21 protein-coding genes and 1 tRNA gene are annotated in these 24,467 nt (G+C 58.1%); 13 read left to right on the forward strand and 9 right to left on the reverse strand.

The genetic code is table 11. The features are described 5' to 3' along the window. Positions 1-408 precede the first annotated feature (408 nt). The 6 genes from PLANPX_RS13325 to PLANPX_RS13350 form a co-directional block, all read right to left on the reverse strand. Positions 409-2,571 (reverse strand): CotH kinase family protein, encoded by a 2,163-nt coding sequence (locus PLANPX_RS13325; RefSeq protein WP_232536395.1) that lies wholly within the window; start codon positions 2,569-2,571, stop codon positions 409-411. A 29-nt stretch (positions 2,572-2,600) separates the two neighbouring features. Continuing rightward, on the reverse strand, positions 2,601-3,275 hold the full coding sequence (locus PLANPX_RS13330) for a DUF4956 domain-containing protein (RefSeq protein WP_232536419.1): 675 nt from the start codon (positions 3,273-3,275) through the stop codon (positions 2,601-2,603). Beyond that, entirely contained in the window at positions 3,268-4,104 is an 837-nt protein-coding gene (locus PLANPX_RS13335; protein WP_152099207.1) for a polyphosphate polymerase domain-containing protein, read from the reverse strand. The genes PLANPX_RS13330 and PLANPX_RS13335 overlap by 8 nt, the downstream gene beginning before the upstream one ends. 36 nt (positions 4,105-4,140) lie before the next feature. Beyond that, the gene (locus tag PLANPX_RS13340) at positions 4,141-6,420 is read right to left on the reverse strand and encodes a serine/threonine protein kinase (protein WP_152099208.1); all 2,280 of its coding nucleotides are present in this window, start codon (positions 6,418-6,420) and stop codon (positions 4,141-4,143) included. After that, a complete protein-coding gene (locus tag PLANPX_RS13345; RefSeq protein ID WP_198421887.1) occupies positions 6,417-7,031 on the reverse strand; it encodes a sigma-70 family RNA polymerase sigma factor in 615 nt (204 codons plus the stop codon). The genes PLANPX_RS13340 and PLANPX_RS13345 overlap by 4 nt, the downstream gene beginning before the upstream one ends. An 88-nt stretch (positions 7,032-7,119) precedes the next feature. Then, positions 7,120-7,635, reverse strand: coding sequence for a hypothetical protein (locus PLANPX_RS13350; RefSeq protein WP_152099209.1), 516 nt, complete (start codon positions 7,633-7,635; stop codon positions 7,120-7,122). A gap of 416 nt (positions 7,636-8,051) precedes the next feature. On the opposite strand from PLANPX_RS13350, the gene PLANPX_RS13355 reads away from it, so the two are divergent. The 4 genes from PLANPX_RS13355 (at position 8,052) to PLANPX_RS13370 (ending at position 10,591) form a co-directional block, all read left to right on the forward strand. Then, a complete protein-coding gene (locus PLANPX_RS13355; RefSeq protein ID WP_152099210.1) occupies positions 8,052-8,276 on the forward strand; it encodes a hypothetical protein in 225 nt (74 codons plus the stop codon). A gap of 36 nt (positions 8,277-8,312) precedes the next feature. Continuing rightward, on the forward strand, positions 8,313-8,582 hold the full coding sequence (locus PLANPX_RS13360; protein WP_152099211.1) for a hypothetical protein: 270 nt from the start codon (positions 8,313-8,315) through the stop codon (positions 8,580-8,582). Between the two features lie 844 nt (positions 8,583-9,426). Beyond that, a complete protein-coding gene (locus PLANPX_RS13365; RefSeq protein ID WP_152099212.1) occupies positions 9,427-9,960 on the forward strand; it encodes a hypothetical protein in 534 nt (177 codons plus the stop codon). Between the two features lie 373 nt (positions 9,961-10,333). Continuing rightward, the gene (locus PLANPX_RS13370; protein ID WP_152099213.1) at positions 10,334-10,591 is read left to right on the forward strand and encodes a hypothetical protein; all 258 of its coding nucleotides are present in this window, start codon (positions 10,334-10,336) and stop codon (positions 10,589-10,591) included. A gap of 49 nt (positions 10,592-10,640) precedes the next feature. Here the strand turns inward: PLANPX_RS13370 and PLANPX_RS13375 are convergent, their stop codons facing one another. Both PLANPX_RS13375 and PLANPX_RS28440 read right to left on the reverse strand, forming a co-directional pair. After that, positions 10,641-10,949, reverse strand: coding sequence for a hypothetical protein (locus PLANPX_RS13375; protein WP_152099214.1), 309 nt, complete (start codon positions 10,947-10,949; stop codon positions 10,641-10,643). Positions 10,950-11,039: 90 nt separating this feature from the next. Beyond that, positions 11,040-12,116 carry a DUF5685 family protein gene (locus PLANPX_RS28440; protein WP_420844077.1) on the reverse strand — a complete coding sequence of 359 codons (1,077 nt, stop codon included), beginning with the start codon at positions 12,114-12,116 and terminating at the stop codon, positions 11,040-11,042. 13 nt (positions 12,117-12,129) lie between these two features. Between PLANPX_RS28440 and PLANPX_RS13380 the strand changes: the two genes are divergently transcribed. The 3 genes from PLANPX_RS13380 to PLANPX_RS13390 all read left to right on the forward strand — a co-directional run bounded on the left by PLANPX_RS13380 (position 12,130) and on the right by PLANPX_RS13390 (position 15,868). Then, a complete protein-coding gene (locus PLANPX_RS13380; RefSeq protein WP_152099215.1) occupies positions 12,130-12,378 on the forward strand; it encodes a helix-turn-helix domain-containing protein in 249 nt (82 codons plus the stop codon). Positions 12,379-12,885: 507 nt separating this feature from the next. Continuing rightward, complete coding sequence (locus PLANPX_RS13385) at positions 12,886-14,235, forward strand: hypothetical protein (protein WP_152099216.1); 1,350 nt, start codon at positions 12,886-12,888, stop codon at positions 14,233-14,235. 451 nt (positions 14,236-14,686) lie between these two features. Continuing rightward, positions 14,687-15,868: a tyrosine-type recombinase/integrase gene (locus PLANPX_RS13390; protein WP_152099217.1), complete on the forward strand. Its 1,182-nt coding sequence runs from the start codon at positions 14,687-14,689 to the stop codon at positions 15,866-15,868. A gap of 27 nt (positions 15,869-15,895) precedes the next feature. On the opposite strand, the gene PLANPX_RS13395 is transcribed toward PLANPX_RS13390, so the two are convergent. Then, positions 15,896-15,968, reverse strand: a tRNA-Phe gene (locus tag PLANPX_RS13395). A 474-nt stretch (positions 15,969-16,442) separates the two neighbouring features. Here PLANPX_RS13395 and PLANPX_RS13400 point away from each other — a divergent pair. The 6 genes from PLANPX_RS13400 to PLANPX_RS13425 all read left to right on the forward strand — a co-directional run bounded on the left by PLANPX_RS13400 (position 16,443) and on the right by PLANPX_RS13425 (position 24,435). After that, positions 16,443-18,029, forward strand: a complete 1,587-nt coding sequence (locus PLANPX_RS13400; protein WP_172992052.1) for a hypothetical protein — start codon at positions 16,443-16,445, stop codon at positions 18,027-18,029. Positions 18,030-18,124: 95 nt separating this feature from the next. Next, positions 18,125-18,757 (forward strand): MotA/TolQ/ExbB proton channel family protein, encoded by a 633-nt coding sequence (locus tag PLANPX_RS13405; protein WP_152099219.1) that lies wholly within the window; start codon positions 18,125-18,127, stop codon positions 18,755-18,757. Positions 18,758-18,772: 15 nt separating this feature from the next. Then, entirely contained in the window at positions 18,773-19,264 is a 492-nt protein-coding gene (locus PLANPX_RS13410; protein WP_152099220.1) for an ExbD/TolR family protein, read from the forward strand. Further along, positions 19,261-19,875 (forward strand): ExbD/TolR family protein, encoded by a 615-nt coding sequence (locus PLANPX_RS13415; protein ID WP_152099221.1) that lies wholly within the window; start codon positions 19,261-19,263, stop codon positions 19,873-19,875. The genes PLANPX_RS13410 and PLANPX_RS13415 overlap by 4 nt, the downstream gene beginning before the upstream one ends. Positions 19,876-19,975: 100 nt before the next feature. After that, positions 19,976-20,911, forward strand: a complete 936-nt coding sequence (locus PLANPX_RS13420) for a hypothetical protein (protein WP_152099222.1) — start codon at positions 19,976-19,978, stop codon at positions 20,909-20,911. Between the two features lie 50 nt (positions 20,912-20,961). Then, complete coding sequence (locus tag PLANPX_RS13425) at positions 20,962-24,435, forward strand: PQQ-binding-like beta-propeller repeat protein (RefSeq protein ID WP_152099223.1); 3,474 nt, start codon at positions 20,962-20,964, stop codon at positions 24,433-24,435. Positions 24,436-24,467: the final 32 nt, after the last annotated feature.

The following is a 24,467-nucleotide window of genomic DNA, read 5'->3' on the forward strand; positions in this document are numbered from 1 at the left end:
AATTGCACCAAGGCTTTATTTCTGTAACGAGCGATGGCCCAGGGCTCTGGAGCGAGTTCGCGATTAGTCTGCCCTTGGACCGGCACCTAATCAAACCAGTTGACTTCGCCGCGCTGATCAACCTAACTTTCCGATCACCTCTCCAACGTCGCAGAGGACTGAAGGCACTCGTCGACCTTGCGGCTAGGTACGGACAGAACCCCCAAATCGCATTCGTGCGGTTTTACAGACAGTAAGACAAGCCTGACGATAGTCCTCTTAAGAACGGCGAGGCCTTGAGAGCTAGTCGTGTCCGTGACGCCTTGAGTGGTCAGAATCTTGTAATAATTTCGAAACCATGACAACGTGTACATCTGGACCGATAGAGGGTTACTTTCACCTGCGACTGCTAGCGATAGCAGAAGGAACCTATTGTGCGTCCTCCTCTTTAGCGTCTTGAATCCTATTAATATCGGGGTAATCAAGGAGGTAGCGTCTCCGCTCAGTCGCAAACTCTCGAAGGCTTTGCTTGTTTGGTTCCTCATTCGAATTATCGGCCGACGGCAAGCCAACGGCGGATTCGAATTCAGCCCACGAGCTGAGCTTTCGAGTATCAGCTTTGACATCCTCGGCTATCCGCGACGATAATATGGCAATGTAAGGTCCCAATTCAGCCCAATCGAGCGAATCTTCAGCTATCGCTCGAACGTTACTTAGATATCGTTCGCGTAGCCGAGGTACGGCCAACAGTTTACTTCGCAAAGGTTTAGTGACATCGTCCAAACCAATCAGCGGGTCGAGCTCGTAACCGTTGCTCTGATTCGCGCCGCGAGCCTCATCGCTGGTACGCCGTCGTCCGGGGCCGCCGAATCCAGGTCCCATGGGACGCTGGAACGCTTCGTTCATGTCGTGAGGGATGAGGTGGAATTTGCCGCGTGCATCTCGGAAAATACTGTAGTCGCTGGCTCGAATCCAGTAACCGTCTGAATTGATCAGAGCGTTGTCGAGCGCGAGGAACCAGAGGGCGCCGTCGACGTCGAGGATCGGCTCCAAGGCTGCTTCCAATTGGCCAGGCGGCGTTTGGTCGAGCGTTCGGCAGAGGTTGATGAGCGCGTGCCAGTCTTCGTCTTTGTCACCCGACTTGATCTGGTAGGTCCGTTTGTAGTCTTCCACCTTGTCGCCGACGTACTCCAGGCCGGCTCGGGCGCCGGGATTGCCTCGGACCTTCCACCGCGCGCCGTCTTGGCCGAAGTTTTCTTTCACGAAGAGTTTGTCGAACTGCTGGGCGTTGACGTACACGCCCCAGCTCTCGCCGTTGATCACCACCTTCACGAAATTCGCCTTCGGCGTTGGGATATGTTCGCGAGCGATTTTCGAGTAGAGGGCCGTGTGGAAAAACGTCGGATCTTCGTGCGAGTTCAACAGATTGAGCGTCTTTGAGCCCAGTAAACGTTGCTCCGGGGCGGCCAGATCGACAGAGACGTTCAAGGACCGCTTCGATCCTTTCGGGATCATCATGAACGACGACATCCCCCGAAAGCTGACGCCGACGTTGGGGTACTCGACGCCATCGACGGTAAGCATGGCCGGCACCTCGACGTCGGTGCCGTGGAAGGCCTCAAGCTCATCCTCCCAGTCATCGTTTTCGAAATCGAGAAAGAGCGTGCGCACGACGGCGAGATCGTACAGCGACGCGTTTGAGATTGGCGCGACGTCTTCTTTCGCCACGCGTGGGCCAGCAGTTCCGGGTTCCTGAGCGCGGCCAAAGCCGAATCCGCGCGGCGGTCCGCCGCGACCTCCTCGTGGACCCTGACGGTTCGACTGATGTGAGTCGCGCGCCTCTTCCCGCTCTGTTTGATTGAGCCAGCCGTCCTTGTTGGCGTCGAACTTGTCGACGAGTTTAACTTCTTCCGCTCCGGGGCCGCCAGGCCCGAAGCCGGGAGGGCCGCCGAACCCCATCGAACGAGGAAACTCGAACGGCTTGCCGACGAGCGTCGCCCACTGCAACTTCTGATCGTCGTTGAGGGCGGCGGTCACTTTAGGCGAGAAGGGCTCGACGGGAGCTGGCCCGAAGGTTCCTCCCAGGACGCCGCGCAACTTGCCAAGTTGCTCCTCGGTGAGTTCCAGCGATTTGGCGATCTCGCGCCATTGGGGTGATCGCATTCCTTCGCGCTGCAGCTGCAGTTGTTCAAGTCGTTCCCACTGAGGCTTTTCCAACAACTCCTGAACTTGCTCGTTGGTTTTAGCAGCGAGTGCGTCCATCTTCTGGCGCATTGCGGCGAATCTGGCCTCCGGCGGCGATGGTTCTTCCTGATCGTCGTCCGCGAATGCACGCTGGAAGTTCTCGGCCATTTCGCGGCGCGTTTCTTCCGTGAGCTCGTGGACTTTCGCTTGCTGCTCTTGCGTCAGAGAAAGCTCCGTCTGGACCTCACTCATGCCGAGGAGGTCGATCAGCCCTCCTCCCATGCCGGGGGGCGGGCCAAAGCCGCCGAACGGAGGTCCGCCCGGTCCGCCGAACGGAAGTTGCGGCGGCTGGGCGATCGACGTTGCTACGATCAGCGCAAAGAGCAGTGTCAGGGTGATTCGTGTCACGTGGGCGGCTCTCATCTTTTTTCCATGCATTAGGTTTGAATCTCTACGCCTTGAACCCCTTGGACTTGATTCAGTTCTGCCACGAACGCCACCAAATCAGCTCCTGGTCTGGCCTCTGCTCGATATGTCACTGTGATAGACGCACCTTGCTTGCCGGTTTCGACAGCAGTGATGCGGCGACGAGCTAGGTACCGTTCGAACGGAGTGGAACAGATCTCACTGGGATCGCGTCCCAGTCCCAATCGAAGTACTAACGTGTAGGGCTGCGACTGCACCGCGAGACCGCTTGACGGAAAGCGACTCAGACCGATGGCAACGAGAGCGACGAGCGGAATCCCGACTAACGGCGTCCATATCAGCCCGGCTCCTGCGGCCATTCCGACGACTACCGAGAAGATCACAAACGCCGTGTCCCGCGTGTCTTCAACGACAGTGCGAAATCGCACGATTGACAACGCGCCTACTAAGCTGAACGCCCTCGCCACGCTGTCGCCAATCACCATCGACACCATGGCGATGAGCACCGACAGCAGCACTAGCGTGGACGCCAGAACGCGTACGTCAGCTTTATCGCGACCATGAGAGAAGCGAAACACGGCCGCGACGCAGACGCCATAGAGGGCGGCAACGACAAGTCGCGCTGCCACCTGCTCAATGGCGAGAGCAGACTGTGGCATGCTAGAGTTGGCGGGCCATTCACTCATCACGACCGCACCCTTCGAGAAGAGTTGGAAACTCTTCCAGACACCGGCGATATTTCGAGACGCCAGTTGGAAGCAGCTGCATTTCAGCAATGACGGTTTTGAGCAAGGACGGCAACGATCCCACAAACTTGAATTCGCAGACGATCTTCTCAGGCAAGAGCTCGCGCATGTCCGGCAACGGCTCGAACCGCCACGCGTTCATGACGCCGCCTTGCACGCGGTGATCAAAAGTCACGCGCACTCGCCCGCCGTCGGCCTCTCCATTGAACGCTACGCGGTCGTAGCAAAGCAAACAACAAGGCCGCAAATTTTGCCGTAGCAGCTGACGGCGAAACGCATTCGCGGGAGCCAGCCCCAAGCCGCCGCGCGATGCCTCCAGTTGAGTGAGATCGATCGTTGTGCGGCGTTTTCTAACTTCGGTTCCTCGTTTGAGTTTATGTTCGAGAAAGACTTGTGACCCTACGCCATAGCGTCGAATCCGCAGCTTGACGAGGCGGTGTCGCCCGCGTCTGTGGTAAACGTCCCGTTGCGGCGTATCGGTGTAGAGCGTCGTCAACGAATAGCTTCGATCTCGGTTCGCGTCCGCGTGAGCGTCGGGCGTTAGCACATCACTCAGCCGCTGCTGAATCTCCATTGCCTGCGAAGCAGTGATAATGAACTTCAGTTCACGCGAGGGAAGATCGCCAATGCATCGTTGCTGAAGCGACGGCGATTCATGTACGTGAACCTTCGTGGCATGTGGTGCGTCGAAGCGCAGTATTGTGGGAGCGATTTCAGCAATGACGTCGCTCGGCAAATTGCTCAGGTGCAGGGCGACATTTTCGCGCATCGTGACTCCGTAACTGAGTAAGATTGTTGGGACTACCTAGAACCGCGGCGGGTGCGGGGGTAGCGGCAAGCCTAGCTTTTCGACGCCCGGAACTTCAGGACCCGTGAGATCGTTCCAGATACGACGTTGATCTGCGGAGAGCAGCGCTAGAGCCTTCTGCATCCCCTCACTAAGTGCTGCACTGAGGGCAACTTCGGTAGGCTTTGACGACGGAGCGCCGCTGCGCCGCTCATGAATACCGTCAAACCCGGGGGAAGGGGCCGCTGCCAGAAACTCAGCGAACATACTACGTTCGATCTGGCGAATTGCGGAACGTTGATCGTCAGTCAATTCAAGCGTTGTTGCTAGTTCTGAATCCTGAAAAGCGAAGACGCCGCGTGACTGGATCACAAGCTGACGAAATCGCCGCATCTGCGCGGGTGTGAGAAGCTTTTGAAGATCATTCGATTGCTGAGACGCCACTTTCGCCAGGTCGCTACGCCGCTGCTCTCCGTCCGCCGTTCTCATGGCTTCCCGCAATGCGACGCCTTGACTCTCCCATCGTTCGAAGAGACTTGCGGCGTCTTGAGTCTGGCGTGGGGTGAAAGCAAGTTCGTTTTGAATCGCATCGATCGCAATCAGTCGATTATCAAAAGATTGCTGGATGACGTTGAGATCATCGAGAATTGCCCGAACTTTGTTTTGAACTTTGGAGAGTTCCGTTTGGGACCTCTCGTCGCCGCGGCGTTGAGCGATGAAATCTTCGTAATGGCTCAGTACAATTTGAAGAATCCGCCTACGCGAGTTATCCAGTGGCATACTGGGAAGTTCTTGCTCGCTAACTTCGAATAGAGCGTCGACCGCGTGTCGTGCCTGCTGAAAACCTCGCTCCGCTTCCTCGGCGCGTGCCTGCTCTCTGGCTAGCGCCGCTTTCGTCTTCTGTTGCTCCATCGCCACAAGTGACGCCGTCGTTATCGCGCCTGCAGCGATCACGAATAACAGGAGCGTTCCCGCAGCAATCGCTCCGGGATGGCGCCGCGACCATTTGCGAATATGGTCGATGGCCGAAGGGCGACGCGCTCGGATCGGCTGATCGCTCAGAAACCGCTGGAGGTCGTCTGCCATCTCCTGGGCGGACGCGTAGCGGTCCTCAGCCGTTACATTAACAGCCTTCAAGACAATCGTTTCGAGCTCTTCCGGAATCTGCGGATTGATTTTACGCGGATGTTGAAACTCTCCTTCCGAAACGCACTGAAGCAGTGCCCCACGATTCTTGCCTGTATGCATTGGCTGCAACGTGATGAGCTCATACAGCGTGGCTCCGAGCGAATAGACATCTGTCCGAAGATCGAGAAGATTGCGGTCGCCCATCGCTTGTTCGGGGCTCATGTAGCGCAACGTGCCGACGAGATCTCCCGTTTGGGTTAAATTCCCAGTCGCCTGGACTTGTGCCAACCCGAAATCAGTAACCCACAGGTTATTTCGCTCATCAAGGAGCAGATTTGCGGGTTTCACGTCGCGGTGGATAACGCCCAAGTCGTGCGCGTATGCTAACGCCGCTGCAGCTTGGCGAACCCAGGCGGCGGCCGTGCGAAAGAAGTCGGTTGGCCGTTGCGTCCGCAATGTTGAGATATGCGCCGAACACTGATTCACTGTGGGCGCCGCTTCACACTGCGAAGTAGCGACTACCTGCGCGTAAAGAGGCGTCGTGCCGCCAGAAGACGGATCGTCACTGTCAGACAGGCCCTTCTCGCGGCGAAACTGCGCGATTACCTGCGCCAGGGAAAGACCGTCAATCAGCTGCATAGCGTAGAAATTCGTACCCCGATCTCTCCCCACCGCGAACACCGGCACAATATTGGGGTGATGCAAGTGAGCGGCCGCCTGAGCTTCGTTCAGGAATCGCTGCAATTGCTTCGCATTTAAGGTCGCGGTAAATGGCAATACCTTCAGAGCAACGCGCCTGCCGAGTGAGAGTTGAACAGCTTCGTAGACGACGGCCATTCCGCCGCGTCCCACCTCGCGCACAATCTTAAAATCCCCGAGCGGAAGGGTGACTATTTCAGAGGCATCGACGCTTGGCTCATGAGAACTACTCAGCTCAGCTGTTCCAGCAAATGCGCGGTGCATAAAGTCAACGCTGTCCAAGCATTCGTTGAGAACTTCAGCTAGTTCCGGGACTTGCGAAATGTACTGAGACCTTAGCGGAGTCTGCCCGAGCTCCAGCCTGCGGCGATAATCCTCAACGAGAGATATCAATCTAGGATCATCTGCTTCGTTAAGTCGCTCTTCGTCGTGCGTCGTGTCTCTTTCGGTATCGTCGGTGGGCATAGTCATGGCGCACTCTTCATCTGCTGGCGAAGTTTGACGAGCGCTCTCATCCAAAGCTTTTCCACGCTGTCCGTGGTTTTGGAGAGTCGTATCGCCACGTCAGGAAACGAAAGCCCCTCCCAATGCCGCAGAATCAAGACGTCCCTGTAATCATCCGGCAAGGACTGAATGGCATCCGCAACGACTACAGCTTGCTCGCGACGCATGGCATCCTGGCTCGGCGTCTCGCCGGACACCGCAGCCAGTTCGTGCAGTTGCTTCGCTGTTTTTCCAAACGATCCGGAGATATCCTGTTCAAGCTCTCGACGAGCGTCGCGGCCTTGGACGCCGAGATAATGCCGCATGGCGTTTGCGGTTATTCCGGCGAGGATTTGCCGCAGCCACTCAAGTAATTCAGACTCGGTCGTTCCTCGAAAATTCGGAAACTGGCGATGAGCGTCCAGGAAGACTTCCTGCACCAAGTCCGATGGGTCAAGCTTGCGTTGCAATCGACGCCCGACCTCCACGCGTGCGAGTAGCAACAAATACTCTTCGTATTGCTGCAGTAATGGTCCCAGCCCCATGCTTCCAACAAGCTCTATTATCGTTCGAGATGATGTGCGCGTGTGGATTCCCATGGTCAGATTCTAGCCAGCACCGCCCACGGAGTAATTGTCGGCTCCCGTCCGTGATCTCTCAGAATTAGGCTCGCTGCAGCACAAGCTGTTAGGCTTGTTTGTCCAATCCGGTCAATGCATCCAAATAGATCTGCGCCAAATCCTCAGAGCTGGCACCACTGGAAGCCTGCTTGCCCAGAAGGTCCAAAAGCGTCTCCTGGACATCGGGCGCGGCTTGAGCAGATTGACCTTTTCCCGAGAGCCCAGCCCCACTTCCTGGCTTCGCGCCAGTTCGCCCAAGAAACTCACCTGCTTCCAAACCATACTTTTCAAAAAGTGCGTCAACCGTCTGTTTCATCTTCCCGGGATCGGGCGGAAAGTTGCCCGCGGCCCGTTCTTCATCAATTGCTGTACGCAGTGCTAACTTGAGCGATTCGATGGTTTCGTCGGAAACGCCAGCCTCGGTCAACGATTCGACGAGCTGTGTTTCGACGCGTTGCTGACGTTCCGTCGTCGCCGCAGCTAGCTCGTCGATCGACGTCTCATATTTCGACGTTTCGTCGCCTTTCGCAGTTAAGTAGGAAAACAAGTTGGAATTTGCACCGACGCTTCCAATGCCTGACATAACCTGCGTTCTTAGCCGTTATCAAAGGAGTGGCGTCCGAAAGCGACGCCCATAAGTACTATGGTCACGAATGCTCCCCGACTACCGCCGCAGAATATTGAAATATTTGTAGGAAATTCCTGGAAGCTTGTTCTGTTGTTTTAAGAGCCTGTTACCGGAGGCGAAGCCGCTAGTTGCCGCGGCTTTTTTAATGCGATTGCGGGTAGTCAGGTCGATCCGAAGTTAGCTTCGCCAGCGCTGACCAAACGCGATCCGAATTCCTGCAACCTGCGTGCTCCGCCGGTGCTCTACACCACTAGGGCCTAACCTGCCGAGGTTTGCTGCAATCACGCGAAGAGAGAATCGCGCCGACTTGAGATGCTTGCAGGGATTTCACACTGGTTGACTGACGCTAGTCAAAGCAAAGAGCACCTCCGATGCCGCCCCACGAGGCGTTGCCGCTGATCGCAACGCCAACAGCCACAGCCCTGAAACAACCGGCCGAGCTTGTGCCCTCGGTCGATAGCGGCGATCCAGTGGAAAACGCCGTCGAAGTCGACGAATCAGAACGCTCCTCAGCAGCTGAGATGCCGATCGATCTGCCGACCGCGCTTGCGATTACGACGGGGCAAAATCCTCGGGTCGCGTTCGCTCAGCGGTGAATTCAGGAGTCATTCGCCAAGCTTGAGGCCGCCAACGTGCCGTGGATCCCGACACAGCGGGCCGGCATGAACTACAACAAGTACAAAGGCGCCCTGCAAGACGTTGCCGGCAACGTGATCGAGACGAGTCGCGGCTCGGTTTACAACGGCCTCGGCGCCCAAGCCGTCGGCGCCACCTCGCCTGCGGTACCGGGCTTGTCGATGAACTTCCAACTCCGCGACGCCATTTACCAGCCGCGAATCAGCGAACGGCTCCTCGCCGGCGGCCCTGGGGACGCCTCAAGCTCCCGCCATCGGCGTTTCTGAACATTTTAGTTTAGCGTTACCACTTGCACGCTTAGGTCGCCCCGACGTACGCAGCAGTTCTCGCCCAGTGGGTCGGTACACCGTTCGGGTAGTTTGACTTAACTACAATGGAAGGAACGTCTCCCTTCGCGGCTAGGGCAGCAGAGGCTGCTCTGGTTCGCAGCTGGTTGTGCGGACGCCACGACGCCCCATTCCCGCTCCAAGGAATAAGTTCGGTTGTCTAGCTGGCGGATTGTCACGCTGGCAGGAAAAGCAAGGAGAGCAAGCGAAGGGCGAGCCGTGGAAGAAAATTTCCTCGTAGGGGACGTTCCCGCGACGGAAGTCACCGCTTCTTAACCAGTAGGTTCATGGTTCCAGTGCATGGATTGACTGACCGAAGAACGCAAACTGATTCGCGATTCCCTACAGTGCAATACACCGGCAGTCCGCGGCACGCTGAGGGGCCACGCCTCGGTCTCTGGTTCAGTGGCGAAATTTAGCCGGAGGCCAAACGCAAAGTGCAAATCCGCCAGTTAAACTTGGTTGCCAAACGGGGAGAAACTGGGGATTATGTTGGCAGTGCTAACGCAATGTTGGTGAACGCCAACTGCGATGTTAGTTTGACCAATCCCCTTTTTCTGTAAGGCTTTGCAACACATTCGCACTGCGATCACGATATAGATGACGTCGCGCTGTATCCGACTCAAAATCCAGTGCCCGCAAGGGCGTGTCGGTTCAAGTCCGACCTCCGGTACTTCCCGTCTTTTCTAGGGTTTTTCGAGCTTACTTTGGACCGTGGCCGCTGACTTTGGGGTCAGCAATCTACGCCCGGTTCTACGCCTCACAGCGTGAAGTAGGCTTGAGCATGGCTGGAAAACCCTCAAAACCGTATGCGTCCTACCCCCTCTACGCGCACGCCGGCGGCGTGTGGGCGAAGAAGATTCTGGGTAAGGTCCACTACTTTGGACCGTGGAGCGATCCTCAAGGCGCACTCGAATCGTACCTGGAGAAACGCGACTATCTCCACGGCGGCCTGGAGCCACCAACGATCGCCGAGTCCGTGGGCGAGTTGATCGAGTCGTTCCTGGATCACAAGCGAGCCCACTTAGCGACGGGTGACATCACCCGGGTCACGTTTCGCGAGTACGAGACGACGTGCGACGTGATTCGCGCTCACTTTGGGAAGTTCGCCGCGCTCTGCGACACCTGCGAGGTGACGAAACACGGGTTCTACTCACTCCGGCGAACCTTCGAGACCATCGCGACGACTGCGAGCGTGTCGCAGGCAGCAATCGACCATATCATGGGCCACGCCCGCAACGATATGGCCAGCGTCTACCGTCAGCAGATATTCGACCAGCAGCTGAAGGAGTGCGCGGACCACGTTCGCGCATGGTAAGTGAACGCGACCTGTCACTCCAGAAGGATGAGTCAGTGGCGGTATATAGTAATCTGTAAATAGATAAATCGTCGTGGCATGAATACTTGCGGAACGGTCCTCGCTACAAGTTCGAATTACCATCCGGCGCGAAAGGAGCGTTTTCGCGGTATGAAGTCGTTTTTGAGTTGGCGAGCGACGCAGACTCGGCCGAACTTCAACGCGCCCGCCAATTTCTGCAAGCCCTTCAACCAAGGCAGGTGACAATTGAGGATGACAAATAGCTAAATTGGGATGGCGATAAGTTTGCGGCCGGGAAGCGGGACGGTAGAGTGGCGGGGGTGATTCAGTCGCTAGTTGTCTTTGCTACACCGGTCTACGAAGAGAGTGCAACATGCGATTTGACGAAGCAGCGGCCAGATTGGAGATCGAACTGGTTAGGCCGGATGCGTTTAAGGCTGCGCTCGCGTTTGCTTGCGACCTTGAAGATGCCGGAATGTCGCAGGACGATTTATTTCGGGCGTGCGACGAGTCGAGAGAGCAGCATCATTCGGATGCTGATGAGCGAAAGTACGACGCCATCCTTGACGTGATGGACAGGATTACGGGCTGGTGTCATCCGCGCCTCAAGTTATTCCCGGATGAAGGGTAATCTCGTTTTCCCGCCGCCTTCGGCGCCCGCAGGGATGAGCGGGCGAAGATCACCACCTGTGGGGCTCTTGCTCGACAAGTGCCTCTGGAAATAACGCCTGTCCTTTCGCCACAAGTCCGTCAGAGCAATTTCGCTGCAGGAGTACGACTCCGTAGCTGTCGTCGCCGAGCAACAACCGAAAGTAGCCAGGCGCGAATTGAGGCTTGTGATGGCCGTCAGCCCAATTCGAATTCATCCAATAGATTTCCGAGAGCGTGAGGCCGCGGGCGTCGCTAAGGAACGCTCTGCGTTGGTACACGATGCTCCATTGCCACGCGATCACCGCCACGATTGCCGTGGCGGCCAGTGCAACTCGCATTGTGAAGCGAGGGCGGGGCATTATGTTCGCCTTTAAAGTTCAAGACGATCCATCGCCATTATAACCAGTCGCTGGTACTTCAATCAGAGGTTAAGTGCAACAGTAGTTTAAGCCCAAGCAACAGCAGCACAGGCAGCCGTAAACCGCCGGAGTGCACTCCTTGTCGTCGAACGCAACCACGCCATGCTCACACGGAACGTAACACCTTGTACTGAGCGTTATGAATTCTGGAAGTGGCCGTAAGTAGCCCAATAGATGAGCTGCAATGGCATTCCAGCGCAGGTGTGTAGCGTTATCAAGCGTTCGGATGACGCCACTGGCGGAAGCAAGGCAGTTCTCGATGAACCTCAATGCATCTCCTCGAACAGTCTGCGGCATTGAGGCAGCCTTGGCAGCTTGTACACACAGTGGGTTGTAGCTGCCTTCCAGATCTTTCTCATAGTCTCTGAAAGCATCGATCGCGTATATCGTAGCTCCGAGCGCGGCCCCCAATGCTTCTCGCTGCTCGAATGAGAAATCCGCACGTGGCGCACCGAGCCTATGAATTTCATGCACAACGGCAGCATAAGCCTGAGCAGTCGGCGCTGCTGCGCATTCGAGCTCTGATTCGGAGCGTGCTTCTAAAACGCATTGCTCTTCCAAAGCCGATCGCAGCCGATTGGTGTCTGCACCGACTTGCTGAAGTTTCTGAGACGATCGATTGAAAGTTCTCTGATACGTAGCGTTAACGATTGCATTGCGCCAGTTGCGTTGGTCTCGCTCATCGTCCTGCAATTTCACTCCAAGTGTAAAGGCTGAAATTGCTGCGAGGTACTTAAGGAGAGGGGGGAGACCACCCTGTCTAACGCGCCCCGCTCCGCCTCGCAGGCAATTGCCTCGATTGAACGGCATCTCTCTGGTTTCTCCCGTTGTGAGAAGCCAAGCCAACGTAGCGATGTCATGGACCACCAGTAGGCGCGAAGGGAGTCCGTATTCGGCCGCTAGCGCTCCGCAAAGGTTGCAGTAAATGGACGAATATGCAACACGGTCGCGACCATGAAGCTCGCGATAGGCGGGTTTCAGAATTCCAAACATCGTAGAGTCCCCGACGAGATGAAAAGCCTCAGCCAGCTCCACGATATCCATATTTGGGATATTCTCAAGCGGGATATATCGTCGCGGCCACATTCAGGCCCGCGACATGGAAAAGCAGATTCACAGCCGAGAGCACAAAATTCTCGTTTCTCTGCTGCGCGAACTCCGAAGTAAGGCGGGATTACGCCAAATTGACATGGCAAAAAAGCTGAAACGCCACCAGTCGTTCGTCAGTAAACTCGAACTCGGAGAACGGCGAATCGACGTTTTGGAGCTCCGAGAGATCTGTAAGGCGATTGGGACGCCGTTTCTCGATGCAGTGGCGGAACTGGACCGACGATTGCGACGTGCGTAACTTTTTGACCTGTCGCGCCGAAAGTACGGAATTTCCGCTGCGGTCGGGCTCGGCAAAACCCCGCTTGGTTGACCACTACATTGCGGCCCTCGCAGTTCCGTGTAGTCCGCCCCATCTGCGGAAGTTTGCCAGCTAAATCCGCCTCATAAACGTGTCACAAACATATGCGGGGAATTTAGTGGTCGGCCATCAGCGTGACCGCACCCACAATTGCTAGCTGAAAGAGTCGCACCTACACTTCTCGACTCTACGCGTTCGCTAGTATTTCCCCAGCAACGCAGTCGGATTAGATCTATTCGGAGTCCAATTCGCGTAGGTTGGTATGCAGGGGGCGTCCACGCTTGTTAATGGGATTCTCCGTCACCGATGAGGTGTGGATCGCATCGCGATAATACCAGCGCATGATGTTTAAAAAATTAAACGCATCAGCCAATGAGTGAGGCAATTGTGACAGACTCCACGACACCACGTTGGGGGACGATACATTTCCCAAGTGACGATGGTGAGTTGCCAGCAATCAAGTTCGTCCCGAATACCCGCAGTGTAAAGAAGTTCCGTTGGTATCCGGAGGACGAGTTGCGATGTGGTTTTCCGGAACATGTCGAGCCGAAGTTTTTGTTGATCGAGAGGGAGGGCGCCTTAGCAGCGATAGTGCCGCTCGACGACGCGGCGGCGAAACGCGAGCCGCTCCATCTTTTCTTCCACATGGTCTGGCATTACGGGCGGGAAATATTCGCTCGAGAGAACCCAGAGGCCTGGAGCGACTATGCGAACGATTCGTATTCAATTATGTGGTTTCTTTTTCGTCGGTTTCATCGGACCAAGTCCTACTCTTCGCGGCGATTCAACACGCGAAAAGACTATCTAAACGGGCGAGGCGAAGTGATTCTTCCCTGGAATGAGGGAGACTCAGCCTCATCGCGGCACGACTCAAAGCTTAACAGGGAGCTCTTGGGGCCGGGAGCTGCGCGTGCGATGCAACTCGGTGTGTCTAGCAAAAAGTACGCACAGAAGCTGCACTACGGAATGTCTGCGGCAGCGAGGAGACACCCATGGGTGGCTAGTGATACGAGCGCGGGGGCGGAGCTAGTTCGTGACGCATTGTTAGCTCGGCAAAACAGCCCTGATCTGGACGATGTGTCCCGATCACTCATTGAAGAGAGGCTTATTAAGGCACTTGTCATTGCGGCTAAATCAAAGCGAGATATCGCAACGTTCGATAAATGGCTCTTGGGTAGTGGCAACACGTTAGCCAAGCAGCTATCAAGGCCATTGAAGGCTAGTGAAGGTGATGCGATTGCGCTGGTGCACCGCTACCTCGACGAGCAGGGCATCTGCGCCATGAAGTACCTATCGCCATTGGTACAAGCCTTAATGACTGATGTCGAACGCGGCCTCGATGAGGCAGGAGTACCTTTCGATCGCGTCCTGTTCCGTACGCTCTACTACCCAATGGCTTACTTTGACAATTTGCCACTGATTTTTTTGCGTGAGAAGCTGGAATTCTTCGAGGGCACCATCGAGTCGCTTCGAGTTCGCGATGAGAGCGCCGTTACTGAATTCCATACGATGCTCTGGTTCTACTCTCGCATGGTGGAAGAGAGACGTCGGGTCGACCGAGAGCGAAGTCCTTCGAGAGCACTTCGACGAGGCGGAGCGGAATCAGCAGCTTCGACTGGAACATCGCCCCGCAGCGACATTGATGTTGAGCGTCTGATCGAGATGCTGGTCGCTGATGGAACGTTGGATTGCGAATGCGATTCGTCAGAATGGCTCTGCCTTTCCTGTCAGGCGCAGTCGATGTCTTTCCGCTGTAAAAACTGCCATTTGACCTGCAAGTTCGGTGAGTCTCGGTAAAGCTAGCACGACCTGCAGTGGCATCGTTCATTGCCAATCCTACGAGAACTCAAGGTAATTCCGCTTGAAACGGCGGAGTTAAAGCTTCGTCCGGTATTCCCCTCTTAGTTGGCACACATGCTGACTCAGGAGGCCTCAATGCCAGCAAAATCAAGTTCTCAGGGCGACGGAACACGCCCGACCTTTTTCGTAGGCGGAGTCATTTCGATTCACGAACTCTACAGCGTCGATGAGGCGAAGCGCCGTCTCGGGTGGACGGATTCCGCCTACCGCGCGGCGACTAGGCGCGGACTAAACGTCATGGAGAGCGGCAAGCGCCGTTACATCTCCGGGCAAGAGATTATCCGGTTCCTCTCTTCGGAATCGAGCAAGTCAAGCCAGTAGTCAGCTTGGCTCCATCTTTCACAAGCGTCGCCCGTCTGGGGGGAACGCTGCTTTCCTGTAGGCAACCATGAACCTAAATCCGATCGTGCGCGCTGTGAAATACAGCGACCGCAAAAACTATCTTCTGGTGTATATCGACCCCCGCAGTGGGAAGAGAGTCTCGCGTTCAGCAAAAACGGCGAATCGTCGTGAAGCCGAACGTGAAGCAGCCCGATGGGAGGCCGAACTTCAAGAAGGCATTCATGCTACTTCTAACAACATGTCATGGGAGGCATTCCGCGAGCGATACGAGCGACAGGTCTCGCAAGAGCAGGCTCCGAAGACGCTTCAAAAGGTCATTAGTGTGTTCAATTCAATCGAAGCGATCTGCCGTCCGCGTCAACTCGGCGATCTCTCAGATCTTCGATTGGCCTATTACAAAGACGAGCTGCTCCGAACGAGTAGCGTCAATACGGCTGTCAGTTATCTGGCTCACATGCGAGCTGCGTTGAACGCAGCCGTGGAGTGGGGAGTGATCAGCCACGCGCCAAAGCTACCCCGCATCAAGCGAGGCAAGGGATTTAAGCTGATGCGGGGCAGGGCGGTGACTGACGCCGAGTTCCAGAAGATGCTCGCCGCCACACCTTCAGTGGTCGGTGACGCTGCTGCGGAATCGTGGCAGTTTCTACTGAAAGGACTGTGGTGGTCTGGATTGAGATTGCAGGAAGCGTGCGAGCTTTTCTGGGCGGGTTACCGTGGGCATGTCATCGATATGGATGGCAAATGGCCCATGTTTATGATTCGCGGCGAACTTGAGAAGGGACGTCGCGATCGACGTCTGCCGATGGCTCCTGAGTTCGCGGAACTGCTGAAGAGCGTGCCCTCCGAGCTTCAGAAGGCACGTGTGTTCGAGCCGCAAGCCCGCCGCGAGGATGCACCAACGCCGCAGCCCCATCGCGTTGGCGAGATTATTGCCAAAATCGGGCAAGCGGCGGAGATCGTGGTCGATGCCGATGCACGCACCGGCAACCCCACGAAGTTCGCCTCGGCCCACGATCTACGCCGAGCGTTTGGTTACCGGTGGGCGCGCCGTGTCATGCCAGCGATTCTGCAGAAGCTAATGAGGCACGCTTCTGTCCAGACGACGATGCAGTACTACGTCAACTTAGAGGCAGACGACGTTGCTGATACCGTGTGGGCGACGATCAGCAACACTTCTAGCAACAGTGGCCAGTCTGAGAACTTAGCAGGCCAGGATTGCTGGCCGTAAGTCGAGCTAAGTAGAGAAGTTAGAAAGTGGACAGAGCCGGGATCGAACCGGCGACACATGGATTTTCAGTCCATTGCTCTACCAACTGAGCTACCTGTCCCCGTGGCGCAAGCACCAGCGAAACGGCGCATCCTAAAGAGCGAAACGCACGCTGTCAATGAGGCGAGACGCGATCGTAGAGAAGACTTTTCGGCTATTAAGCGGCCGCTGGCCAATGAGTCTCCAACGCATGGCATAACCCGTGCGAACGGTCCACTTGGGCGGCCCAGCTGCTTGACATCACGCGAAAATGGCAGCTACGATAAATAGCTTGCGAGACATGCTTCCGGGCATGGATGCAGGCATCGTCGCCAGCCGTTGAGGCATGGCGGGCGACGACTTGAGGACGACTCACTCTGAGGAGCGGCAACGGGTTAGCACCGAGTCGCCAGCGTCCCGAGTAACGGAACACAGAAGCTAGTTTGAGGCACGCCACGCGATGATGGCCGCTGTTGCTATCGATGCGCGCCGCTGCGGCAGGTCCGCGGTCAGGGAGCGCGTGCGCATTTTTCCGGTTGCGGTCGCGCCTCCCGCCATGATGGCGGTTTTGTATGCGGCACTATTCAGCTTCGCTTTAGCCGTACCGCGCGGCGCTCACGCCTACACGCCGGAAAGCCCGGAAGTTGTCGCGTTGATCGACAAAGGGCTGAAGTACCTCGAGGCGAATTCGCATCCCGAAGTTGGCGGACAATGCCTGATTGCCCTGGCATTTCTCAAACGCGGCATGCCCGCGGATCATCCGAAAATTGAGGAAGCCGTCGAGTGGTGCCGGCGCTCAGTCACCGAAGAGCAGCAACGTAACTACATCTACGGCAAGTGCATCGCCATCATCTTCTTGACGGAACTCGATGCGGTTAAACATCGCGACTTAATCAACGAATACCTTAAGCAGCTTAAAGATCACCAGAAGGAACACGGCGGTTTCAGCTACAAGGGCGTGCCGACCGGCGATACGTCGCAAACCCAATACGCCGCATTGGCTTACTGGGAACTCTTGAATCACGGCATCAGTCCTGATGCAGATTCCGTGCAACGCTGCTTGAACTGGATTATGCGGACGCGCGATCCGTCCGGCGTGTGGGGGTATCAGGGGATCGATCCCGGCAACTTCACGCTGGTTGAGCAACCCGACAAGCCGGGCGTTTCGATGGCGGCAGCCGGGATGAGCGGTACGCTCATCCTGGGAAACCTCGTCGGCATTCTCAAGCCTCCTCAGGAAGCGAATCTGACCGCCGCCGGCGATGAGTTGCCGGATGCTCTGAAACGCGTTGAGACGTCGAAGACCGCCCGCGCACCGACGCTCCCGCGCGGAAGCATTGAGCCGCAGCGCGTCACCGAGTGCGTCGCGGCCGGCTCGGCATGGTTTGACAAGAACTTCACGTTCGAAGTCCACGAATACAAAAGCTACTACTTATACTCGATCGAGCGTTTCCGCAGTTTCCAAGAGTACCTTGACGGCACGGCTACCGAAGAACCTGAGTGGTACAACCAAGGCGTTGAAATTCTCAAGAAGTCGCAACAGCCAGAAGGCTGCTGGAGCGACGAATCCGGCAATGCCTGTGCGACCGCATTCTCCGTCCTTTTTCTGCTGCGCTCGACCCAGAAAAGCATCGAGGCCAGCCTCGGCGAAGGCACGCTCGTCGGCGGACGCGGCCTGCCGCGCGATCTATCAAAGATGAAACTGCGCGGCGGCAAGCTGATCGTCGAGCACAAGACGACCGAAGCCGATCAGCTGATGGGGATGTTAGAGGATTCAAATTCCGCCGCCCTCGACGAGTTGCTCGACAGCCCCGCAGCGCTTAGCGTCGACAACGTCACCGCCGCCGATGCCCGGCGTCTGCAGCAAGTCGTGAAAAGCGGCCCGGCGGGAGCTCGCATCATGGCGGTTCGCGCGCTGTCGCAACTTCGCGACGTGGAATACGCCCCGACGCTCATTTTCGCGCTCACCGATCCCGACAGGCGGGTCGTTCGCGAGGCTCGCGACGGGCTCAAATCGGTCAGCCGGCGGTTCGAAGGTTACGGCCCGTCCGACAATTTTGAAGACCCCGAGCGGCGTGCCGCCATCGAACGCTGGAAAGAATGGTATCGGACCGTTCGGCCCGACGCCCCGCCGCTTCCCTAGTCGTTCGGCGGCGCGAGTTGCCGGCGGATGCGAGACACGACGCTCGCGTTCCTTGAGATTTTAAACTTACTAAGATACGTAGAAGGCAGTCGAGAATGAACGTCGCCAATAGTTTTGCTTCCGTACTTGAAGATTGGTGTTACGGGTTCCTCGCGCTGAACTTCTTCTGGGGGCTTTACCACCTCGTTCTCGGCTTTCGACGCATCAAGCAACTCAGCTTCAAAACGCACGACGATCAAGCGGAGCTGATGGACGAGTTGCTGCCGCTGATTGAGGCGAGACAATACGACGCCGTTGAGGAAATGTGCGCCGAAGACTCCCGAGCGCTACCGCAGTTAGCCTATATGGCGGTGGCCAATCGCGATTTAAACGAAACACAGCTCCGGCAACTCGTTGCGGAAGTCGTCCAACGCGACATCGTCGGCGACCTGGAGTATCGCTCCCGCTGGATCGCGACGGTGATCAAAAGCGGTCCGCTGCTAGGGTTGTTCGGAACGGTGCTCGGCATGATGGCGGCGTTCGGGCGCATCGGCACCGGCGCCAAAATCCAGCCGTCGGAAATCGCCGGAGAGATCAGCATCGCGCTCATCTGCACCGCGATGGGACTGCTCACGGCCATTCCGTTCAACTTCCTGATGGCGAGTCTTAACAACCGCATTCGGAAGTTCCAAGATGCGCTCGGCGCCGGCTTGGTTCGTATTCTTGACGCCCTGAAGCACCGGTCGTAGGCGTAGGGAGCGAGTATGCATTCCGGAGGAATGAACTTGGGAGGCGATCACGCCGGCGGCGATACGCTGCTCGCGCGCCGTTCGCTCGAAGACGACGCCGAGTTCGACATCACGGCCATGATCGACTTGGTGTTCATGATGAACATCTACTTCCTTGTTTCGTTTCTCACCGCCTCGATGGGCGACATCGCGCAACCGACCGCCCGGCACGTCTCCGCCCTCGACGGCGATACGGCCGTGCGCATCACCGTCCTCGGCAGCCTCGACGGCGAGTCGGTGAGCGTCTACCTCGGCAACGGCAAGGAAGGCGAAGAAATCACGGATCCGGAACAGCAAGAGCTGCGGGTGCGCGAGTACGTCGAAAAAGCGCTGGAAGAGGGCAAGTCGAACGTCCTGATCAAGGCGGAAGCGAAGGTTCAGGAAGGACAGGTCAACCGTATCTCGCTGGCGGCGGCTATCGAAGGCATGAAGCTCCACGCGGGCGTCACGGAGATCGACGAGCCATGACGATTTCCTTCGCCTGCCCTATCTGCGGAAAAAAGCTCTCGGCGCCGGAGTCGCTGGTTGGCAGCGAACGGACCTGCCCGAAGTGCCGCGCGAAAATCAAAGTTCCCACCGCTGAGCAAGCCGCACGCCGCAAACCGGCCAGCGATTCGCACGCCAGTTCGCCTCACGGCCTGCTCAATTCGTCGGGCGGTGAGCACGAAGAAGATTTGATCGACATGACGGCGATGGTCGACATTGTCTTCTTCCTGTTGATCTTCTTCATGGTCACCTCGCTCAGTGCCGTCGAGTCGGTCATCGGGCTCCCGCAGCCTCAGAAGAAGACCTCGGCGCCGGTGTCTCAGGCGGCGCCCGACATGGCGAACGACCCAAGCTTCGTCGCCGTCACGATCGAGGCCGACGACACCGTTTGGGTCGAAGATGAGCAAGTTTTCGGCTCGCAGAGCCTCCGCGTCAAATTGCGCGACCTCCGCAACCGCGATTTCCAGCCGACGGGGATGATGATTACCTGCAATCCGAAGGCCAGCCACGGCACGGCGGTGATGGTACTCGATTCGGGCGCCGACGTCGGGATGGAAGATATGCGGCTGGCGGTCACCGATGCCGTAGAATAGAGACGCCGCCCCCGTCGCTGTCCGTTATGAACGCAACAATTCACTTCGCAGGCCCTCCAGCCTCTCGCAACGCCTAGTTCACCAGCTTCCCGCAACACTTATGGCTATCGCCCCGCCACCCGCTCCTGAACAGCCGGCCAAAGCCAGCGAAAAAGCCGAAAAGGCTGCGCTGAAGGTCAGCTCGTACGAGCAGGCGGCGACGCTGGTGATCACGCTCCTGGTAATCTTCGGCACGAGTTTCGGCGGCTTGGCGATGATTTTCTTCGCTGACAAGTTCAACCGCGAAGAAGTGGTCGAAATCGCGTTCGTCCCCATGGAAGCGACTAGCCCCACCGCCAACGGCGGCTTCGGCACCGACCCCGACCCGCCAGGCGTAGAGGACGGCTCGGAACTAGTGGAGCCAAACCTGGAGGATACGTTAGCGGCCGTTGAAATGACGACCGACCTGCTGAGCGACTCGATCATCAGCGACGCCTCCGTGACCGATCAGTCGCTCCAAGGCACAGCCGACCAGGCCAGCAAAGGAAGCGGCGTCGGCGACGGCCGGCAGCCAGGCCCCGGCGGCGACGGCGTCATCGAACGCGTGCCGCGCTGGCAGCGTTGGAAGATTCGCTTCGAGCCGAAATCGCCCGCCGACTTCGCCAAATGGCTCGATCAATACAAAATTCGTATCGGCGTGTTAGGGCGCGACAACAAAGTGCACGTCGCGTACGGCTTCACGAACGGGACGCCGCAAGTCGAAACGGCTGAGCCTGCGGTATACAACAGCTGGGGGCAAACGCTTCCCGCCGACGGCCCGATGCCGGCGCTGACGAAAGATCTGGCTCGCAAGGCCGGCACGCTGCAGCGCGGCCCCATTGCCCTGTTGTTCTACCCCAATGAAATCGACCAACTCCTCTACACGCTTGAGAAAGCGCACATGGAGAAGTCGAACCATAAGTCGCATGATGCCAACAAGATTCGCGAAACGGTGTTCACTGTCGTGCAAGACAGCAGTGGTTATCGCTTCGTCGTCGTCGACCAGAAGTACTTTTAATTCTCCTGAGTCGCCGTTTTACCGCATAACGTCAGGTCCGGATTGCCGCCGTGATTTCCACTGAAGACTTCATCACGTTGCTCGAACAGCGGGCGCTAGTCGCCGCGAGCGTCACTCGGCAACTGCGCGCCAAATCAGAGCAGGGCGACTCGCGCATTACGCCGAAGTCGATTCTCAAATACCTGGTGAAGAAGGAGTTGGTGACGCGCGATCAGGCGAAGGAACTGCTCGAAACCACGCTCACGGTCAGCGACAAGGCGGAATCGAGCATTCTGGGGCTCTCGCCGCTGCCAGACGAGATCATCGCCAAATCCGCCGAGCGGCTAACGCCGCAGTCCGAGCGACCGACGCCTGAGGCCGAGCCGGAACCGCTCGTTCCGCCGGCGGCGTTTTCAGGAGATCTGTTCGACGCCGACGAACCCGTGCCGTTAATGCCGGCGCTGGATGACGACGGCGACCAATTGACCGCGGACGAAACGGACGGCGAATCCGAAGCCAAACCGTCGCGTCGCGCCGCCGGCAGCATGCTCCGCAGCGGGTCGGGCCGGAAGCCGAAGGCCAAGAAGTCGACTCCGAAGAAAACGAAAACCAAAGCCAAGGACGGTTCCGCCAGCCAATGGGATTCGCCGCTGCTGCTCATCGGCGGCGGGGCGCTCGCCGTCATGGCGGTCGGCAGCATCGTGCTGTGGTGGTTGCTCTTCCGCGAAACCGCCGACAAGGCGCTCGTCGAGGCGGAAGACGCCTTCAAGCAAGGCAACTATGCGGCAGCGACCGTCCTCTACCAAGATTTCGTCACCAAGTACGCCCATCACAAAGACGTCAGCGAGGCCAAAGTTCGCGTCAACCTGTCGCAACTCTGGCAGAAGGCGGAAGCGGGAGACTTTTCCGGCGCCGCCGAAGCCGCTCCCGGGTTGATTACCGCGATCGAGAACGAGCCGGCGTTCATCTCAAACGAGGAGCAGACGAACAGCGTGACGCAAGCGAAGCAAGATTTGTCTTCGCTGCTCCCCCGCATCGCGCAGGGGCTCGCTGGCCAAGCAGATCGCGGGGGCGACGATGCGATGGTCGCCGAGCGCTTAAAGCAAGCCGAAAACGTCTTGGCGATGGCTTCCAACACGAAGTACATCCCCGAGGAGTTGCGAAAGCTGAGCGAAATCGCGGCGATTCAAGAGACGCTCGCGCTCGCGAAATCCCGCCTGCAGCGCAAAGTCGATCTCGCCGAAGCGCTCAAGCAGATGGAAGCCGTGACCGCGGAAGGCAAACCTGCCGAGGCCCTCAAGATTCGCGATACGCTGCTACTGACGCACGCATCGCTCGACGGCGACCCGGCCCTCGTCGAAATGGTCGCCAAAGTGGGCGTCGCCGAGCAGGCCGCCATTAAGTTCGTCGAACAGCGCCAAGCAGCCATCGTCACGCCCGCGAAGAGCGACGTCATCGCGGAGGTCGCGTTGGCGGATCGCCGCGGCCCTGCCGCCGAAGGCGCCGCGACGCCATTCGTCGTCCGCATCGACGGGGGCCTGTACGGGATGAGCTCGCGCGACGGCTCGCTGCTGTGGCGGCGGTTTGTCGGATTCGGTAGCACGTCGCAACCGGTCGTGCTTCCCTCCGGTCTCGTCGCCGCCGCCGATGCGCAACGAAATGAACTCGTGGCCGTCCAGGCGACGACGGGCAAACTCGCTTGGCGCTTGCCCCTTGAAGGAAAGTTGGCCACGCCGGTGACGTTAGGAGAGCGTCTGCTTGTCTCCAGCGAAGCTGGCCGCGTTTATGTGATCGACCAAGCTAGTGGCGAGATGCTCGGCTTCGTTCAGTTCCCCCAGCCGATTCGCCAGCCTCCCGCCGTCAACGAACGTGGCGATCGCATCTATGTGCTCGGCGAACACTCCAATCTCTACACGCTGTCCGCCGACAAGTTTGCGTGCGTCGGCGTCTATTATCTGGGGCACGCCGCCGGTGGAGCAGCGACGCCGCCCATCGCCATTCTCAACAAAGTCGTCGTCGCCGACAATTCAGGCGCCGAAACCTGCCAGGTGCGGGTCATCGCGCTCAACGATCAGGGAGCGGCGAACGCCGACGCCGCCAAGTATCGCCTATCGGGTTTGGTGACGACGCCGCTGCAATCGGCCGGCCGCCGTTTTGCCACGGTCACCACGCAAGGGCAAGCGGTCGTGTTCGAGGTCTCCGCTGCGAACGACAAATCGTCGCTTACCGCACTCGCCTCCCGCGAAGCTCAGGACCGCGAGCAGTTAGCGCGATTCAGCGTGCTGCATGACGGGCACCTCTGGCTGGCCGCACGCGAGCTGACAAAACTCGCCATCCTTCCGACGGGAAATCAGCTACCGGTTCGCAGCATCGCGCGCGACTACCGCGGCGACGTCTTCGACTACCCGCTGCAAACGCTTGGCAATCTCATCGTTCACGTCCGCCGCCCCTCGCGGCAAGCGGGGGCGATCGTGGCGGCGATGGACGTCGCCGCCAACAAAACCCTGTGGGAAACAGCCATCGCCGTTCCCGCCGCGGGCGCCCCCGTGATCGATGCGAGCACGCAGCAGGTCGTGGCAGGATCGTCCTCCGGCGCCGTGTACGTTCTCGATCAAGAAGCACTCGTTAGTCGCGTGCAGAACGAGGCGCTCCATCTCGAAACGACGACGCTGCGTCCGCCTGTGTTCAACGACGCGCTCGATTTGGGAAGCGGAAGACTCGCGCTCGCCGGCGACGGAGCCGACCAAATTATCCATTTCAAGCTGCAGGATCCCCGCCAGCAACTCCGTTCGGCAACGCTGCCCGGACCGCTGAGCGGCAAACTCGCTGCTTGGGGCGACAGCTTCGCCGCACCCAGCGAAGTTGGGCAGATCTGTCTTTACAACGCCGACGACTCCGCGCCGTTGGGGGCGCCGTTTCAAGCCGAGTTGACGCCTGGGCAAAAATTCCGCTGGCTTGCCCCGGCCGCTATCGGCGATTCGTCTTCAAGTGAATTGATCGTCAGCGACGGCGTTTCGAAAGTTTACTTGCTGCGGCGCGTCGCCGAACCGGAGAACCACCTGGAAGCGGCCGCCAGCGTCGACGTCGGCCCGTCGCCGTTGAACTCCCCGTTCGCCGCCGTCGGCTCGACCGCCTTCGTTGGTAACGAAGCCGGGCGACTCGCGCGCTTCACCGTTCCAGATCTCGCGCCTGGCGAGGCAACCGACCTCGGGGGCCGGGTGACTTGGGGGCCGTTCGCCGTCGCCAAGGGCGTCGTGGTCGCGACGGACGCGAACGAGTTGTTGCTCGTGAGCGTCGACGGCGCCGTCGTTTGGCGCCAGAAGCTCGCGCACGGCGCGCTGACCGGAAAGCCGCTGATCGATAACGGCCAAGCCTATCTGCTGTATGGCGGAGGCGGCGTCTCGAAAATTTCACTCGCCGACGGCGCGGAAGCCAGCTACGTCGACGTTGGCCAAACGCTCACCGCCGGCCCCGTGCCGTACGGAAAGCGCTTGCTCGTCACCGCTGCGGACGGCACGCTGCTGGTCGTCGAAATACAGCCGTAACTTTCACCCCGTAGAATTCGCTTTTGTCTCCG

Source organism: Lacipirellula parvula (genome assembly GCF_009177095.1).
Classification (GTDB): domain Bacteria; phylum Planctomycetota; class Planctomycetia; order Pirellulales; family Lacipirellulaceae; genus Lacipirellula; species Lacipirellula parvula.

What these genes read in the sequence shown, in the direction of transcription:
- PLANPX_RS13330 (WP_232536419.1), bottom strand. Translation starts at nt 3,275, where the DNA reads ATGAGTGAATGGCCCGCCAACTCTAGCATGCCACAGTCTGCTCTCGCC.
- PLANPX_RS13335 (WP_152099207.1), bottom strand. Translation starts at nt 4,104, where the DNA reads ATGCGCGAAAATGTCGCCCTGCACCTGAGCAATTTGCCGAGCGACGTC.
- PLANPX_RS13340 (WP_152099208.1), bottom strand. Translation starts at nt 6,420, where the DNA reads ATGACTATGCCCACCGACGATACCGAAAGAGACACGACGCACGACGAA.
- PLANPX_RS13345 (WP_198421887.1), bottom strand. Translation starts at nt 7,031, where the DNA reads ATGGGAATCCACACGCGCACATCATCTCGAACGATAATAGAGCTTGTT.
- PLANPX_RS13350 (WP_152099209.1), bottom strand. Translation starts at nt 7,635, where the DNA reads ATGTCAGGCATTGGAAGCGTCGGTGCAAATTCCAACTTGTTTTCCTAC.
- PLANPX_RS13355 (WP_152099210.1), top strand. Translation starts at nt 8,052, where the DNA reads ATGCCGCCCCACGAGGCGTTGCCGCTGATCGCAACGCCAACAGCCACA.
- PLANPX_RS13365 (WP_152099212.1), top strand. Translation starts at nt 9,427, where the DNA reads ATGGCTGGAAAACCCTCAAAACCGTATGCGTCCTACCCCCTCTACGCG.
- PLANPX_RS13370 (WP_152099213.1), top strand. Translation starts at nt 10,334, where the DNA reads ATGCGATTTGACGAAGCAGCGGCCAGATTGGAGATCGAACTGGTTAGG.
- PLANPX_RS13375 (WP_152099214.1), bottom strand. Translation starts at nt 10,949, where the DNA reads ATGCGAGTTGCACTGGCCGCCACGGCAATCGTGGCGGTGATCGCGTGG.
- PLANPX_RS28440 (WP_420844077.1), bottom strand. Translation starts at nt 12,116, where the DNA reads ATGTGGCCGCGACGATATATCCCGCTTGAGAATATCCCAAATATGGAT.
- PLANPX_RS13380 (WP_152099215.1), top strand. Translation starts at nt 12,130, where the DNA reads ATGGAAAAGCAGATTCACAGCCGAGAGCACAAAATTCTCGTTTCTCTG.
- PLANPX_RS13390 (WP_152099217.1), top strand. Translation starts at nt 14,687, where the DNA reads ATGAACCTAAATCCGATCGTGCGCGCTGTGAAATACAGCGACCGCAAA.
- PLANPX_RS13400 (WP_172992052.1), top strand. Translation starts at nt 16,443, where the DNA reads ATGATGGCGGTTTTGTATGCGGCACTATTCAGCTTCGCTTTAGCCGTA.
- PLANPX_RS13405 (WP_152099219.1), top strand. Translation starts at nt 18,125, where the DNA reads ATGAACGTCGCCAATAGTTTTGCTTCCGTACTTGAAGATTGGTGTTAC.
- PLANPX_RS13410 (WP_152099220.1), top strand. Translation starts at nt 18,773, where the DNA reads ATGCATTCCGGAGGAATGAACTTGGGAGGCGATCACGCCGGCGGCGAT.
- PLANPX_RS13415 (WP_152099221.1), top strand. Translation starts at nt 19,261, where the DNA reads ATGACGATTTCCTTCGCCTGCCCTATCTGCGGAAAAAAGCTCTCGGCG.
- PLANPX_RS13420 (WP_152099222.1), top strand. Translation starts at nt 19,976, where the DNA reads ATGGCTATCGCCCCGCCACCCGCTCCTGAACAGCCGGCCAAAGCCAGC.